Origin of the sequence: Microbacterium sp. Leaf161, assembly GCF_001423645.1 — a bacterium.
Classification (GTDB): domain Bacteria; phylum Actinomycetota; class Actinomycetes; order Actinomycetales; family Microbacteriaceae; genus Microbacterium; species Microbacterium forte.
In genome coordinates this window covers 1,465,343-1,479,555 of the sequence record NZ_LMOW01000001.1, presented here as the reverse complement: position 1 = coordinate 1,479,555, position 14,213 = coordinate 1,465,343, and the positions used below count along the sequence as shown (strand labels likewise).

Sequence of the window (14,213 nt, the reverse complement as noted above, 5' to 3'; positions counted from 1 at the left end):
ACTTCTCAGCGCCAAGGACAAACTGGATGTTGCCTCCGGCGTCTCGAAGCTCTCTCGTCCCGAGCGAGCACCGCCAGCCCGGGCCCCGCCTCGCCTCGCCTCGCCTCGCCGGAAGCTTATCGACGCGACTTCGTCGGTATCTGCCGAGGGGCGCTGTGAGCAGATCGCCCCTTCTTGGACGGTGTGCCCGACGTGTCCCGCCAAGGCGTCGGCCATCGTCGACACGCGGTGAACCTGAGAGGCAAGCCCGAGGGGCCCGGTATGCGGGTCGATGCGCATGGACGGTGCCTAGTCTTCGGCAGAGCGCCACAAACTCGCGCGGTCAGTCAGTAGACGATGAAGCCTCGGGGCACTACCCGCGGCAGACGCCGGCGACGCAAGCAGACGGATGCAGGCGCGAACCCAGCGTTCGGGGCAGATCGCCGGGTGGGACGCGCGCTGGGAGCGGATCGCCGGGCTGTCGGTGGGACACACCGCTCCACGGGCCGTCCGAGGCGTGCGTTACGTCGACGCCGACGGGGCNGCAGGCGCGAACCCAGCGTTCGGGGCAGATCGCCGGGTGGGACGCGCGCTGGGAGCGGATCGCCGGGCTGTCGGTGGGACACACCGCTCCACGGGCCGTCCGAGGCGTGCGTTACGTCGACGCCGACGGGGCAGTCCGGGGTGCGATGGCGTACACGCTCAAGGAGGTCGCGGGGAGCTTTCGCGCGGACATGGAGATCCACCACCTGACCTCGACCACGACGGATGCCCTGGCCGCGCTCTGGAGATTCGCTCTGCAGCACGACCTGGTGTCGAAGGTGGTGGTCGACCTGCGCCCGATCGACGATCCGATCGCACCTTAGACTCCCCGAAGACCTCGTCGATGGCGGTCTCTATGCGCTCATCGACCGCACGGCGCTGGCGCCGCAGGCCCGACCTGCGGTGACGAACGAACGGACCTCGACCACGACGGATGCCCTGGCCGCGCTCTGGAGATTCGCTCTGCAGCACGACCTGGTGTCGAAGGTGGTGGTCGACCTGCGCCCGATCGACGATCCGATCGCTGTCGATGTCACACCTCGTTGATACAGTCGACTCAACGTCAATCCGGAAGTGGTGCATGTCAAACGAAGAGCTCAATCAGCGAGGCTACCTAAGCCAGGGAGCCCTCAGGGGTACGACCTTCGGTGCGTTCGAGCTGCTGAACATCGGAAATACCAACCTTGCTGCTCTGGTGAGAGCCGGCTTACAGCTTAGGATTCCGTCCAGCCACTCTTTTACTCCTCTCGCGTACAAGGCGCCGCAAAAGCCTGCCTCCCTTAAGCCAGACACTGTGTATCTCCGGCGCGACGACGATAAACCAATGCCGGTTGCGGTTGGGGAGCACAAAAAACCCAGCGAATTTTCGGGGCCCGGTGCACAGCGCCGACTCCTTTCCGCCCAGGAGCAAGCGCTGATGTCCGCGCTAGCGCTAGAAGCACCTCTTGCCTTCACGACTGACGGCTCGACGATCTCCTACGTGGATGTTTCCGCCTCCGTAAGCACTGGAGCGGTGGTCGCCCTAGAAGATCGCAGAGCCTTCACGCCTGGCGTTCTTGAGGAGCTATTGAGAGGGCAAACAGGCCAGGTCACTGACCCGACACCACTCGCGGAGCGGATATGGCAGCTCATCTGGCACGCGACCAAAGCGGAGCCTAAAGAGTGCCTTCTAACGTTTGTGGAAATATTCATGCTCAAATTCTTGAGCGACAACCTGCCAAACTCGGTCCTGCCCTCAAACCTTGACTTCTATTCATTGGTTGGCGACCCAGCCGAATTCGCTAAGAACTTCGGGGTGACTGAAGTTGAATACTACGTCAACCAGATTCGCCCCAAGATTAAGTCCCTTTTCCCCGAGGAAACTATTTGCGAGGATCCTGCCATCCCCGCGCTCTTCGGAATGAAAGCTATAACCTCGAAGACATCAATCATCGATGGATTTGTGTTTCTTCAAGGCGGGGCGAAAACCCACGAGTCGTATAACAACACCTTCCGTTCGATCATCGACGCATTTGATGATTTCGGGCCGCTTACAAACATCGACCCCGAGTTCAAGCTGCGGTTGTACGAGACGTTCCTCCGGAAATCAGCGCGATTGCAGCGTCTTGGCCAGTTCTTCACACCGCGAAACGTCGTTCGACCGATGGTGGCCATGGCGCAACTGGACAAGCTAAACGACGGCGACATCGTGCTCGATCCCGCAGCTGGGGTTGGTGGCTTTCTGCTTGAACCACTCATGTGGGCGGACGCGCTCGAAGGTAACCTGGAGATCAAGAATGGGAAACCAAAGCGTCGAATCAGAACAATCGGCCTGGACATAGACCCCGATCTCCATATTCTAGCCAAGGCGAATATGCTTATTCACCTGGCTGAGATAGTTCGAGACCCTGCGACGACGATGAGCGCGCTCAATAAGGCAATGGCTGAGAGCTTCGTCCTGATGGACGACGACAAAACACTTGGTTCTCTCCTCCAGCCTCCGACAGATTCAGTATCGGTGGTCTTGACCAACCCTCCTTACGTAACTCGAGGGAGCGCCGTCTACAAGGACCACATCAAGCAGGTGCAAGGCGCACGGAACGGGAAGGTCCTCAAGGACTATTACGACAAAGCTGGCCTGGGTGTCGAGGCGCTTTTTCTCCGCTACGTCTCTGGGGCGCTTAAGCCGGGCGGCCGCGCATTCGTCATCGTGCCGCAGGGACTCCTGAATAGAACAGAAACAGGACCCAAGCAACTACTTCTCGACGAGTGCAATATTCTGGCGTCGATACAACTCCCGCGAAACGCTTTCTTCAACACCGCCCAAAAGACATATATTCTGGTTCTTGAGCGTAGGCACACCAGCGTTGATGACCGCCCTGATGTACTGTGTGGAATCGCTCGATCAATTGGCGAATCTCTTGACTGGAGACGCACTCCCTCACCTGATGATAATGATCTCGCGGACATTGCAGCCGCCTTCGTCCGTCGAGACAACGGCGACCCCACGCTTGCCGAAGGTTCGGCGGTAGTCAAAGTAGTTCCTGGTTCGCATTTTGGTCCCGACGATCGCTGGGACGTGCTCCGATTCTGGGACGATGAGGAGCTTGTCGAACTCGGCGAAAGCGTGGCCCCAGTTGGGCGAACTGACTTTATCGAGGAAGCTCGTGACTCGCTCGACGCGCTGATCACGGATCTCGATGAGGCAAGACGGGAGCTCGAGGTACTGACGGCGGGACCGACCGTTTCCATTTCAATTGCTGATGAGAGTCTATTCAAGGTTCGCTCAGGAACCCGCATCACCACTCGCGAGATTAACGAGCATCCCCCTTCCGATTCGCGAGATGAGGTGGTGGTTTATTCTTGTTTCAAGAACCCATACATCTCGAAAGGTTCGGTCAGTAGGACCTGGCTGGCAACGCAGACAGCGCTTCGGCGCGGAAACAAGACTCGAAGCGACAAATATCCGCTCGAACCCACAGCGACTATCACAGTGAACGCAAACGGGGCATCCGTAGGAAAGGTATTTGTTCGACCCGCCGGGTGTCTGCTAACCGACGATGTCATTGCTGTCACCCCAGCACAAGAAGGGTTGTTTAATCTGGACTATCTGTCCATCGCTCTGCAAAACTCGGTCACCGCTGGTGGCTATCTGTATGAGGCGAAGCTGTTTGCCACGCGAGTCAGGGAACTAGAGGTTTCCGTTCCTGTAAACGACGATGGCTCCTACGACAGAGCAGCAAGCGCTGATCGCTTCCGCTACCAAACGATTCGATGGTATTCGGGAACGCCTTGCCGAGGTTGGGCGATGGAGCGAACAGGCACGATTCGTGTAGCGAACCCTCGCGGCATCGCTCGTACCCATGATGAGAAAATTGGTGCGTGGCATTGTGGCTCGTGTTGAGTTGCTGGGATATGGGTACGCAAACGGCGTCGCCTATGGACTCTTGTTCCGAACCCTAGCGAGGTAGACCGATTCGGTGACTCAACTCGTGATGGGCGGAGACGCACCTTGGACGAGCGCTCCATTCAGCTCTTGCCGCGCCCCAATTCTCGGTTTGTCGAGCCCCAACGCACAGTTGTTAAAGCCAACACCCTTGCAGACTGCAGCGTGTCGACGATGAGATTCGACTCTGGGGGCAGCCGTACGACCTGCTCATTCAAGAGATAGTTCGAACGTGCGCGCTCACGCAGTAGACTCCAATAAGTAGACGCACCGTTGCGAAACCCAAGCCTCAAGGAGCTCGACCATGGCCCTCACCGCACACTCCACCATTGGCGACTGGCTGAACGACCCGACCGGTGGGCCACTCATCCGCGCACTCTTCGAGCAGACGGGCGCCGACCCCGAGCTCCTCACCCCCGTGCTCGGGCTGCCGCTGCAGCAGCTCGTCGCGATGAGCCAGGGCCAACTGCCCCAGCCGGTCGTCGACGGCCTCGTGCGCGCAGCCAACGGCGGCGAGATCCCCGAGGCCGACGAGTCGGAGGGCTGGACCGAGAAGCCCACCACCGGTCGCTTCGCCGGCAAGACCGTGATCGTCACCGGCGCAGCATCCGGAATCGGCAAGGCCACCGCATCCCGCATCGCCCGCGAAGGCGGACGCGTGATCGCCTCCGACATCGCCGCCGACAAGCTCGGCGCCCTGAAGGCCGAACTCCCGGATTCCGACATCACCACCGTCGCCGGCGACCTCACCAAGCAGGACGCAATCGACGCCGTCATCGCCGCCGCGGGCGGCCGCATCGACGCCCTCGCGAACGTCGCCGGTATCAACGACGACTTCTCTCCCGCGGGCGAGACGACGGATGGCGTCTGGGACCGCGTCATAGCCATCAACCTCACCGCCCCGTTCAAGCTCATGCGCGCGGTGCTGCCGATCATGGAGAAGGCCGGCCGCGGCTCGATCCTCAACGTCTCGAGCGAAGCGGGCCTGCGCGGCAACTCGTCGGGCAACGCCTACACGGCCAGCAAGCACGGCATCATCGGGGTCACGAAGTCCGCGGCGTTCATGTACGGACCGAAGGGCATCCGCGTGAACTCCGTCGCACCGGGCGGCGTCGCCACCGGCATCCCGATGCCCCCGAACATGTCGGAGTACGGCTCGATTCGTCTGGCCCCGTTCCAGCAGGCGATCCCGACGGTCGCGACCGCCGAGCACCTCGCCGCGTCGATCACGTTCCTGCTGTCGGACGACGCCGTCAACATCAACGGTGCCGTGCTGGCATCCGATGGTGGATGGTCGGTGCAGTAAGCGCCCCGCCGCGAGGGCTCGCTTCGGTGTCGGGCGTCTCGAGTACCGTCAAGTCATGCCGCATCAATGGGTGCCACTCGATCTCGGGGAGAGCGATCTCGACGCCGACGACCCCGAAGAACAGATGGGGTCGAAGGAGAAGAACTGGGTCCGGATCGCGGACGACGATCGGCGCTGGTTGGTCAAGGTCGCACGAGTAGACGAACGCGACGGCACAATTAGCGGTGAAGACTGGGCCGAGTGGCTAGTGCAGCACATCGCGAACAGCGTAGGCGTGCCCACGGCCCATGTTCGGCCAGCGTTATTCGAAGGGCAGAGGGCAACGGCATCGCGGTCGATGCTTCGGAATGACTCCGAACGTCTGATCCATGGAAACGAGCTCCTCAGCGCTCGGTTTCCGAATTACGACCAGAGCATCCGGGGCGAGAACCCCGGATACACGCTGAGTGCCGTGCAGGACGCGGTCGTGGGGATCCCCGGCCCGCCTGACTTGTCCATTCGCCTGGAGGCCTTCGACACGATCGCGGGCTATCTGATGTGTGACGCGCTCGTCGCAGGTCGTGACCGTCACCACGAAAACTGGGGAGTCATTCGCCGCGGCGGTGATCGGTGGTTGGCTCCTTCCTTCGATCACGGGAACGCACTCGGGTTCCAGGAACGTGACGCGAAGCGGATGCGCCTTCTCAGGGACCGCGAGCTCTTTGATCGGTGGGTACGCCGAGGCACCAGTCAACACTTCGTCGGGCGCCCCACGCTGGTCGACCTGGCGATTGGTGCACTGCGCGTGTCTTCGCGCGACGCACAGGATTTCTGGATAGGCCACCTGCATGATTTTCAGCCTGACGGAGTCGACGCTGAGCTAGAGCCAGTACCCCATGACGTAATGTCGGAGGTGTCCCGTAGGTTTGTCGTCTCCCTGCTAGACACGAATCGAAGGAGGTTACTCGATGGCTACTCAGCTGCTCCCGCTTGACCAAGTTAATCTCGGCGTGAGCCAACGCGCGTTGATCCTCGTCTGGCAGAACCCGGCGAACCGCCGATTCACGAAGGTCGGCCAGCTCGATTCCCTTCCCGATAATCGATTCGCATTTCACTACTTTCCCCAGATCGTCGATGTCGAGGACTTCGTGCCCCTCGACGAGTTCCCTAGCCTGACCCACGCGTACGTGTCAGATGAGGTTCCGGCGTTCTTCGCGAACCGCATCCTCTCCGCGGAGCGCCGCGGGTACAACAAGTACTTGACGTGGCTTGGCATTGAACAACTTGATGGCTCCGCGATCCCATTCGAGTTTCTCGCGCGCTCAGGCGGCGGGCGGGCCACCGACACCTTCCACGTCGTGGATCTGCCGGTCCAGGGAAGCGCCACATTCACCAGCCGCTTCTTCATCTCGGGCATTCGTTACATTCCGGATGCCGCCCGAATCCTCGGCGAGATTCACGACGGATCCGTGCTTGCTCTGGAGCTCGACGAGGCGAACCAAGCGAATCCAAAGGCAGTACTCATCGACACGGTCGACGGCTCGAAGATTGGGTACGTTCCGGATTGGCTCTGCCACGACATCCACGATCTGATCAAGGACGGATGGTCGCTGACAGCTGTCGCGGAGCGGGTAAACCCTGGCGCGCCGGCACACGTGCGAGTTCTCTGCCGAATCGACGCCATTCGGAAGGCGACGGCGTAAGCGCCGCAGAATCACATCTCCCCCGCCTACAGTGGCTCTCATGAAGAAGCTCCCCACGCTCGCGTCGCTGGCCGTCGGCATCCTGATGCTCTCCGGATGCTCGCAGGCGTCGACCATCGCGGCCTGTGGCCAGGTCGCCGCTCAGGCCGCGCAGGTGACGGGTGTGATCGGCAGCGTCAGCTCGCCGACTCCCGAGGCCGCGCAGGCGGCTCTCGATGAAGTCCAGAAGGTCGCTGAGAACCTCCGGGGTGTCGACGGACCCGAGGAGTTCGTCACGCTCCGCGACTCGTGGACAACAAGCATCGACGCATTCGCCGCCGAGGGCGAGAAGGCCATCGCGGGTGACGTCACGGGCTTGGACGCGGCGACGACGGAGATGCACGCCGCGACCGACGCGATGCTCGCCTACTGCACCCCGTAACCCTCTACCGAGCGATGCCTCGCAGCAGCCGCGTCACCGTCTCCTCGACGCGCTCTGCGCTCAACGGCTGACCGATCAACGCCGCGTACGACGCCATGGCGATGAGCTGGTCGGCGATCGCGTCGGCATCCACGTCTGCCCGCACCTGCCCGTCGACCTGTCCACGCGCGATCCGTTCGGCGACCCACGAGCGGATCGGAGCCGCGAGACGCTCGTTGAGCGCCAGGCCGAGTTCGTGGTCGGTGGCCGTCACCGCGATCAGAGCACGGGCGAGTGCAACGCCCTCGGGCTTCGCGAGCCCGGCGGACATCGCCGAGAACCAGGCGTGCAGGTCAGCCCGGATGTCGTCGCTCATCGCGACGGCGGGATCCGCCCCGGGCAGGTCTCCTTCGAGCAGCGCCTCACCGAGGATCGCCGCCTTCGACGGCCACCAGCGGTAGATCGTCTGCTTGGCGACTCCCGCGGTCTCGGCAAGCCCCTCGATCGTCACCGCTTCGTAGGTGCCGGCCACGACAGCAGCGCGCATCGCCTCGAGCACGGACTGGCGCGCGGCTTCACTTCGGGGACGGGGCACCTGAACAGGCTACTCAGCCGAACTGGTCGGCCCGGCATTGTTGAGCTCACGGTAAGTACGGGATACCCGCACCAGCGACATCGACGGCGTACCCATTCGCTTGCAGGAACTCCCGCATTGACGCAACGCGGCGCGCTTCGGAGGCGCCTTCGGGCGGCCCGACCCGAACTCCCGCAATCGGCAACCGGATCTTGTCGACCGCGCTCGTCGAGTACTGCACTCCCTCCGTCTCCGACTGTTCCGTCCCAAGAAGCCTCACGTAAGGGACGATGCCCCGCGGAGACGGCCGGTAATGCACCTCGGTGTCCGACTCCTTCACCGTGACAAATCGGACTTCGTCTTCCGCCTTGAAACCCGGGTGTTTCAGGCTCGCAACCAACATCGCCAAGTTCTGCTCGGCCAGCTCCATTGCCTGCGTCTCGAAGCGTATAGCTTGAGTAAGCAACCCCTCCGGCGCGACAAGTTCGTTGAGCAATGCGGCAATGTGGGCATCCTGCTCATCCCTGTCGTACAGCACATCAAGCCAAAGCGGGAGTGCCGCCGGGGCGTTGAATCCACCCTGCTTGCCCCCGGACACGAGAACAGACATTGATTTGAGCCCAACAGCGCACCCGGATGAATCGCCGTAGTTTGCCCACTGATTCAGAAGATCCGGCGACTTCGATGCGCTGACTACAAAGAGCGGCTTCTCAACCAGCGTGCGCTCAAAGACCTCTACTGCGGCCTTGAGCATCTCGACAGCCGAAGATTCAGCTCCGGCCTCGGGCATCCACCCACGCATGACGTTGAGGACCCGATCATGGCCGTACAGCATCTCACCCGCGTCATTTAGCATCGGCGCAGCAGTAGCCCAAAGCTCATGATTCGACACGATCCCGAAGCAGCCTTCGACTGACGTGTAGTGCCAGGCAGTTCCGGCGAACCAGCGATGTTTAGGGTACTTCCGCCACGCTTCTCCGAAGTAGAGGTGCGGCTCGACCCCCTTGGGATCCTCCTGGGCGGTTGCGCTCGAAGACATACCTTCTACCGTAAGTCCGCGGTCAAGCGACCGGCCGATACCACTGCCCGACCGCTCCCGATCCGAACTCCCGCCGGTCGATGAGCTCAAGGTTTGTGCGCTCACTCAACCCATCAAGCAGCCTCGGCCCGTGCCCAGCGAGGACTGGATGCACGACAAAGATGTACTCGTCGATGAGCCCCAACTCGGCCAATCGCAGCGGAAGCGTCACGCCACCAACTGACGTCCCTTCGCCCGGCTGATTCTTCAGCGCGCGAACCGCGTCAGCCAGGTCGCCGTGAACCAGCTCGGCGTTCCAGTCGACCGCATCCAGAGTGCTCGACACGACGTGCTTCGGCACGCGGTCGATGGCCTCGGCGAACGGGATCTCCCACTCCTCCATCCAGTCTGGCCACCGCCCGGATGCCGGACGCCGCCAGACGGATTCCATCATCTGGTAGGTCGTCCTGCCGTAGAGCACGGCATCCACGCTTTGCATCTCGGCTGTCCAGAAGCCCATCAGCTCCTCATCGGGAGCGATGCCCGCCTCATGATGCACACAGCCGTCGAGCGTGACGTTGATCGCGTAGCGCAGGGGTCTCATCTCGCCGATCTCCTTCGATGCGGGCGGTGCGTGGTGCGTGATGAGCACCAGGGTACTGCTGCGCGGGTGCGCGTATCCCCCAGCCCTAGTTCTTGTCGAGGTCGGACGAATGTGGGCGTCGCGACAGTGCGAAGACGACCCGCTGCCCGAAGGATTCTTCCCGCATAGCCGGATCGCTCCCGAGCGTCGCAGCAGCGGCCAGAATGCCTGTCACAGCTGCGACGACCGCAAGGATCGGCCCTGTCCATGGAGCGCTCGCGCCGAGCAGGAAGCCTGCAACCACGGCCACCCCGACGAACAGGACTCCCGCAACACGCAGGCCCGTTCGATGTCTGTTCGCCGAAGCGACTGCGAATACGATGCCGACGCCCACCGCGTGGGCCGCAGCGATCACGTAGACCACCATTTCGCCGAGACCCTGGATTGCCATAAGGCCCTCTCCGTCGTGAGCAAGAAACTGCGCTGATCGAGCGAGACAGTCTCATCTTGGGGTAGCAAAGCACACACACGACTACATATCGGTATGCCTTTCCGCACCGAGACAGGGGAGCGCAGACCCGTCAGCACTCCACGACGTTCACCGCGAGCCCACCGCGACTCGTCTCCTTGTACTTGTCGCTCATGTCGGCGCCCGTCTGGCGCATCGTCTCGATCACGGCGTCCAGCGACACCACATGGCTGCCGTCGCCGTGCAGGGCGAGGCGAGCAGCCGTGACGGCGGTCGACGCCGCGACGGCATTCCGCTCGATGCAGGGGATCTGCACGAGTCCGGCGATCGGGTCGCACGTGAGCCCGAGGTGGTGCTCCATTGCGATCTCCGCCGCGTTCTCGACCTGTTGCGGGGTTCCGCCGAGCACGGCACAGAGTCCCGCGGCCGCCATGGCGCACGCGGACCCGACCTCCGCCTGGCATCCGCCCTCCGCTCCCGAGATCGACGCGTTCGCCTTGATGAGCGATCCGATCGCGGCGGCGGTGAGCAAGTAGGTCCGCACAGCCGCAGCATCCGCGCCGGGCACGAACCGCGAGTAGTACATGAGCACCGCGGGCAGGATGCCGGCAGCACCGTTCGTGGGAGCGGTGACGACCCGTCCGCCCCCGGCGTTCTCCTCGTTGACGGCGAGCGCGAACGCCTGCAGCCAGTCGGACGTGACCGGCTGTCCCGCCGCCTCCGCACGCAGAATGCTGTCGCGCATCGAGCGCGCCCGCCGCGGCACGCCGAGTCCGCCCGGCAGCACTCCCTCGGCATCCAGTCCCGCCTCGACGCAGTCGCGCATGGCGGTCCAGATCGCATCGAGACCAGCGTCGACGGCATCGGCGTCACGGGCGGTGAGCTCACCTGCACGCGCGACGTCGGCGATCGACAAGCCATCGACGCACAGCGAGAGCAACTCCGCAGCCGTGCGGAACGACGGCATCCCGTCAGCCACGACCGGGCTCTCGACGACCTCGCCGACGCGCTGGATGAACCCGCCACCCACCGAGAGGTACGTCTCATCCGCCAGCAACGCCTCCCTAGACCCGAACGCCCGGATCACCAACGTGTTCGGGTGCGCGGGCTGCCGGGTGAACGGATCGAGCACAACATCGGAGCTGTCGAAGGCCACGGGCGCGACGCCACCGAACAGCAACGGCGACCCCGCCGGATGCCCCGACCACGCGCCGCGCACGGATGCCGGATCGCATGTCTCAGGATCAAGACCGGCCAACCCCGCGACGACGGCATCCGGCGTTCCGTGCCCGAGTCCGGTCGCCGCGAGCGATCCGTACAGCACCACTTCCACACGACGAGGGCCGCCGGGATGCTGCGCCAGCACGCGCCGGGCGAAGTCGCACCCGGCGCGCATCGGCCCCACCGTGTGCGACGACGAGGGGCCGATGCCGATCGAGAACAGGTCGAACGCCGAGACGTACACGCCGCGGCGGGCGTCGGTCGCGGAGGCGAGAGTCGTCACTCCTCGCCTTGCGGGTGGGTGGTCGCTCCGACCGGTCGCGCGGCCTGTCGGGCGAGCAGATCCGCACGCGACGACGGCGTGAGCGCCGCGGTGGCCGCCGCCCACGCGAGGCCGATCGCCGAGTCGATCACTGCTCGGTCGGCGGCGGGTGTCGCAGCATCCGCCGCGAATCCCTCGGTGTGTGGAGCCGACGTCGAGCCGATGATCGCGATGCCGGGGTGGATCGACGGCACGACCTGAGAGACGTTGCCCATGTCGGTCGATCCGCCAGCCATGCCTGAAAAGGCGATCGGCTCGCGGCCGAGCTCGGTCAGCGCGTCGTTCCAGGCGTCGGCGAGCAGCGGCTCTTGCACGAGCGGGTCATAGCGCGGCTCGGTGCGCACCTGCTCCCACGCGCAGCCCGAGGCGAGCGCTCCCGCTTCGAAGCAGGCCATCACCCGCCGCTTGGCGTCGCGCAGCTCGTCGAGATCGAACGAGCGCACCTCCGCCTGCAGCACGGTGCGCGCGGGAATGATGTTCGTGACCTCGCCGCCCTGTGTGATGACGGCTGCGGTGCGGACGGTGCCGGGCAGCTGCTGACGGAGCAGTCCGATCGCCGTGAGCGCGATCGTCGCGGCATCCAGCGCGTTGACGCCCTTGTCGGGAGCCGCCGCAGCATGCGCCGGGCGTCCCGTGTAGGTGATCTGGAAGCGATCGACGGCCTGCGTTGCGAAGCTCTCGCAGCGCACGTCGATGCCGGGAGCGCCGTGCACCATGAGCGACACCGTGGCGTCTTCCCACGCGCCGCCCTCGAGCATGAGCACCTTGCCGCCGCCGTGCTCTTCAGCGGGCGTGCCGAGCAGCTTGACGGTGAGTCCTGCGTCGTCGGCGATGGCCGCGAGCGCGATGGCCGCACCGAGTCCGGCAGCCGCGATGACGTTGTGTCCGCACGCGTGACCGATCACCGGAAGAGCGTCGTACTCGGCGCAGACCGTGACCACGAACTCCCCGTCGCCGAAGCTGGCGTCGATGGCCGTGTCGACGCCGAACGCGCCGACGGTGGCGGTGAAGCCGGCATCGCGCAGGGCCGCCGCGACGAGGTTCGCCGCCCGCACCTCCTCGAACGCGATCTCGGGATCGTCGTGGATCTGATGGCTGATCTCGACGAGACGCTGCTCCCAGGAGCGCACGGCATCCGCGCTGCGCTGCTTCGCCTCCGCGAGGTCGAGCAGGGTGCGGGTGGACGGGTCGGCGAGGGTCATGCGGTTTCTCCTTCGAGAACGGGGTCGGCCGTGGCGGCGGGGACAGGAAGAGGGGTCTCAGCGACCGGAGCAGGGACGCGGAGGAAGAGAGCGAGCACCGCGATCGCGACGCCGATGGCCGCGCAGATGCTCCACACTGCGACGTATCCGCCGAACGAGGTGGTGGTCACGGCGGTGTCACCCGTGCCGACGGTCATGAGGAAGCTGCCCATGACCAGGGCGAACACGGCACCCGCGACGGCTCCGGCCGCGGTGCGAGACGTGTTGTAGAGGGCCGAGGCGATGCCGACCGAGTCGGCGGGGGCACGACGCACCACGATGGTCGGCAGCACCGAGATGAGCAGACCGTTGCCGAGGCCACCCATCACCATCGACCCGACGAACACCGCGACGACGGTCGGCGCAGTGATGAAAGCGAGGTAGCTTCCCGCGACCAGCGCGCCGCCCAGGACGATCGCGCCCTTCGCTCCGATGCGCCCGGCGACGCGGTCTCCGACGATCGACGCGAGGAAGGCCGAGAGCGCTGCGGCGAGCGAGATGACGCCGACCATGGCCGCGGTGAACCCGAGGCCGAAGCCGACGGCATCCGGATCGCTGAGCACGTAGACGCTGGAGGCCGTCTGCCCGCCGAAGAGCTGCGCACCGAAGAGGAACGCGATGATGATCGGCAGTCCGATGCCGCCCTTGGTGAGCAGAGCGATGTCGATGAGCGGGTGCGCGACGCGCTTCTCGACCATCACCCAGACCACGAGCAGAGCGACACCGCCGAGGATCGCGACCCATGTGATCGGGTTCGTCCACCCCCACGCCGACGCGTTCGAGATGCCACCGAGCGCGGCGAGAAGGCCGATGCCGAGCAGCGAGGCGCCGAGCCAGTCGGTCTTGCCGGTGGCGCGGACGGTGGTCTCGGGAACGAGGAACGCCACGACCGGGACGCAGATGAGCAGGAAGATCGCGGGCAACCAGAGAACCGCCCGAAGGTCGCCGAGCGCTCTGAAGAGCAGGCCGGAGCCGAGTGCTCCGAGGGCGGCCCCGAAGGTCAGCGCACCGACGAGCTTGCCGATCGATCGTCCGGCGGACTTCTCGTCGCGATCGCGGACGATGGCGAACTCCAGCGGCAGGAAGGCGGCGAGCGGCGCCTGCAGGGCCCGGCCCACGAGGAAGAGCTCGTAGCTCGGGGCGACGGCGACCACGATCGATCCGAGCGCGACGAGTGCCGTCGAGATCAGCAGCAGTCGCTTGTGCCCGTAGCGGTCGCCGAGCTTGGCCAGGATCGGCACACAGACGACGGTAGCGAGCATGTAGGCGGCGCTGACCCAGTTGAGCTGCGCGGCGCCGACGCCGAACTCCTCGCCGATCGCAGCGAGCAGCACGGGGTACCAGCCCTGCAGCATTCCGGAGCCGAGCTCCATGACGACGAGGAAGCCGACGGCACCGCGCAGAGCGGTGCGGCCGGAGATGGTCTTGCCAGGCGGTGCGGGGACAGCCAT

General features: G+C 64.4%; 14 protein-coding genes. 7 read left to right on the top strand and 7 right to left on the bottom strand.

Annotation, left to right across the window (positions count from 1 at the left end):
* Window positions 1–551 precede the first annotated feature (551 nt).
* The 7 genes from ASF87_RS18025 to ASF87_RS07265 all read left to right on the top strand — a co-directional run bounded on the left by ASF87_RS18025 (window position 552) and on the right by ASF87_RS07265 (window position 7,355).
* Window positions 552–845: a hypothetical protein gene (locus ASF87_RS18025; protein WP_268776064.1), complete on the top strand. Its 294-nt coding sequence runs from the start codon at window positions 552–554 to the stop codon at window positions 843–845.
* A 79-nt stretch (window positions 846–924) separates the two neighbouring features.
* Window positions 925–1,068 (top strand): hypothetical protein, encoded by a 144-nt coding sequence (locus ASF87_RS18020; RefSeq protein ID WP_235558899.1) that lies wholly within the window; start codon window positions 925–927, stop codon window positions 1,066–1,068.
* A 34-nt stretch (window positions 1,069–1,102) separates the two neighbouring features.
* Window positions 1,103–3,904: an HsdM family class I SAM-dependent methyltransferase gene (locus ASF87_RS17470; protein ID WP_162238675.1), complete on the top strand. Its 2,802-nt coding sequence runs from the start codon at window positions 1,103–1,105 to the stop codon at window positions 3,902–3,904.
* A gap of 346 nt (window positions 3,905–4,250) precedes the next feature.
* Window positions 4,251–5,252, top strand: coding sequence for an SDR family NAD(P)-dependent oxidoreductase (locus tag ASF87_RS07280; protein WP_056375294.1), 1,002 nt, complete (start codon window positions 4,251–4,253; stop codon window positions 5,250–5,252).
* Window positions 5,253–5,307: 55 nt separating this feature from the next.
* Complete coding sequence (locus ASF87_RS07275) at window positions 5,308–6,225, top strand: hypothetical protein (protein WP_056375292.1); 918 nt, start codon at window positions 5,308–5,310, stop codon at window positions 6,223–6,225.
* Window positions 6,200–6,934: an HIRAN domain-containing protein gene (locus tag ASF87_RS07270; protein ID WP_056375291.1), complete on the top strand. Its 735-nt coding sequence runs from the start codon at window positions 6,200–6,202 to the stop codon at window positions 6,932–6,934. Before ASF87_RS07275 ends, ASF87_RS07270 begins: the two co-directional genes overlap by 26 nt.
* A 40-nt stretch (window positions 6,935–6,974) precedes the next feature.
* Window positions 6,975–7,355 carry a hypothetical protein gene (locus ASF87_RS07265; protein ID WP_056375289.1) on the top strand — a complete coding sequence of 127 codons (381 nt, stop codon included), beginning with the start codon at window positions 6,975–6,977 and terminating at the stop codon, window positions 7,353–7,355.
* Window positions 7,356–7,359: 4 nt separating this feature from the next.
* Here ASF87_RS07265 and ASF87_RS07260 read toward each other — a convergent pair whose 3' ends face one another.
* The 7 genes from ASF87_RS07260 to ASF87_RS07230 form a co-directional block, all read right to left on the bottom strand.
* Window positions 7,360–7,929 (bottom strand): TetR/AcrR family transcriptional regulator, encoded by a 570-nt coding sequence (locus ASF87_RS07260; protein WP_235558898.1) that lies wholly within the window; start codon window positions 7,927–7,929, stop codon window positions 7,360–7,362.
* A 46-nt stretch (window positions 7,930–7,975) separates the two neighbouring features.
* The gene (locus ASF87_RS07255) at window positions 7,976–8,947 is read right to left on the bottom strand and encodes a DUF2971 domain-containing protein (protein ID WP_157550021.1); all 972 of its coding nucleotides are present in this window, start codon (window positions 8,945–8,947) and stop codon (window positions 7,976–7,978) included.
* Between the two features lie 22 nt (window positions 8,948–8,969).
* Window positions 8,970–9,530 (bottom strand): dihydrofolate reductase family protein, encoded by a 561-nt coding sequence (locus ASF87_RS07250; RefSeq protein ID WP_056376391.1) that lies wholly within the window; start codon window positions 9,528–9,530, stop codon window positions 8,970–8,972.
* An 85-nt stretch (window positions 9,531–9,615) separates the two neighbouring features.
* Window positions 9,616–9,936 (bottom strand): hypothetical protein, encoded by a 321-nt coding sequence (locus tag ASF87_RS07245; RefSeq protein WP_056375285.1) that lies wholly within the window; start codon window positions 9,934–9,936, stop codon window positions 9,616–9,618.
* Between the two features lie 154 nt (window positions 9,937–10,090).
* The gene (locus ASF87_RS07240; RefSeq protein WP_235558897.1) at window positions 10,091–11,482 is read right to left on the bottom strand and encodes an L-serine ammonia-lyase; all 1,392 of its coding nucleotides are present in this window, start codon (window positions 11,480–11,482) and stop codon (window positions 10,091–10,093) included.
* The gene (locus tag ASF87_RS07235; RefSeq protein WP_056375283.1) at window positions 11,479–12,723 is read right to left on the bottom strand and encodes a M20 family metallopeptidase; all 1,245 of its coding nucleotides are present in this window, start codon (window positions 12,721–12,723) and stop codon (window positions 11,479–11,481) included. Before ASF87_RS07235 ends, ASF87_RS07240 begins: the two co-directional genes overlap by 4 nt.
* Entirely contained in the window at window positions 12,720–14,213 is a 1,494-nt protein-coding gene (locus ASF87_RS07230) for an MFS transporter (RefSeq protein ID WP_056375281.1), read from the bottom strand. The genes ASF87_RS07235 and ASF87_RS07230 overlap by 4 nt, the downstream gene beginning before the upstream one ends.

Excerpts from the sequence above, each read along its gene's own strand:
- ASF87_RS07265 (WP_056375289.1), top strand. The coding sequence starts at position 6,975 with ATGAAGAAGCTCCCCACGCTCGCGTCGCTGGCCGTCGGCATCCTGATG.
- ASF87_RS07230 (WP_056375281.1), bottom strand. The coding sequence starts at position 14,213 with ATGGCTGTCCCCGCACCGCCTGGCAAGACCATCTCCGGCCGCACCGCT.
- ASF87_RS07250 (WP_056376391.1), bottom strand. The coding sequence starts at position 9,530 with ATGAGACCCCTGCGCTACGCGATCAACGTCACGCTCGACGGCTGTGTG.
- ASF87_RS17470 (WP_162238675.1), top strand. The coding sequence starts at position 1,103 with ATGTCAAACGAAGAGCTCAATCAGCGAGGCTACCTAAGCCAGGGAGCC.
- ASF87_RS07280 (WP_056375294.1), top strand. The coding sequence starts at position 4,251 with ATGGCCCTCACCGCACACTCCACCATTGGCGACTGGCTGAACGACCCG.
- ASF87_RS07255 (WP_157550021.1), bottom strand. The coding sequence starts at position 8,947 with ATGTCTTCGAGCGCAACCGCCCAGGAGGATCCCAAGGGGGTCGAGCCG.
- ASF87_RS07275 (WP_056375292.1), top strand. The coding sequence starts at position 5,308 with ATGCCGCATCAATGGGTGCCACTCGATCTCGGGGAGAGCGATCTCGAC.
- ASF87_RS07270 (WP_056375291.1), top strand. The coding sequence starts at position 6,200 with ATGGCTACTCAGCTGCTCCCGCTTGACCAAGTTAATCTCGGCGTGAGC.
- ASF87_RS07245 (WP_056375285.1), bottom strand. The coding sequence starts at position 9,936 with ATGGTGGTCTACGTGATCGCTGCGGCCCACGCGGTGGGCGTCGGCATC.
- ASF87_RS07235 (WP_056375283.1), bottom strand. The coding sequence starts at position 12,723 with ATGACCCTCGCCGACCCGTCCACCCGCACCCTGCTCGACCTCGCGGAG.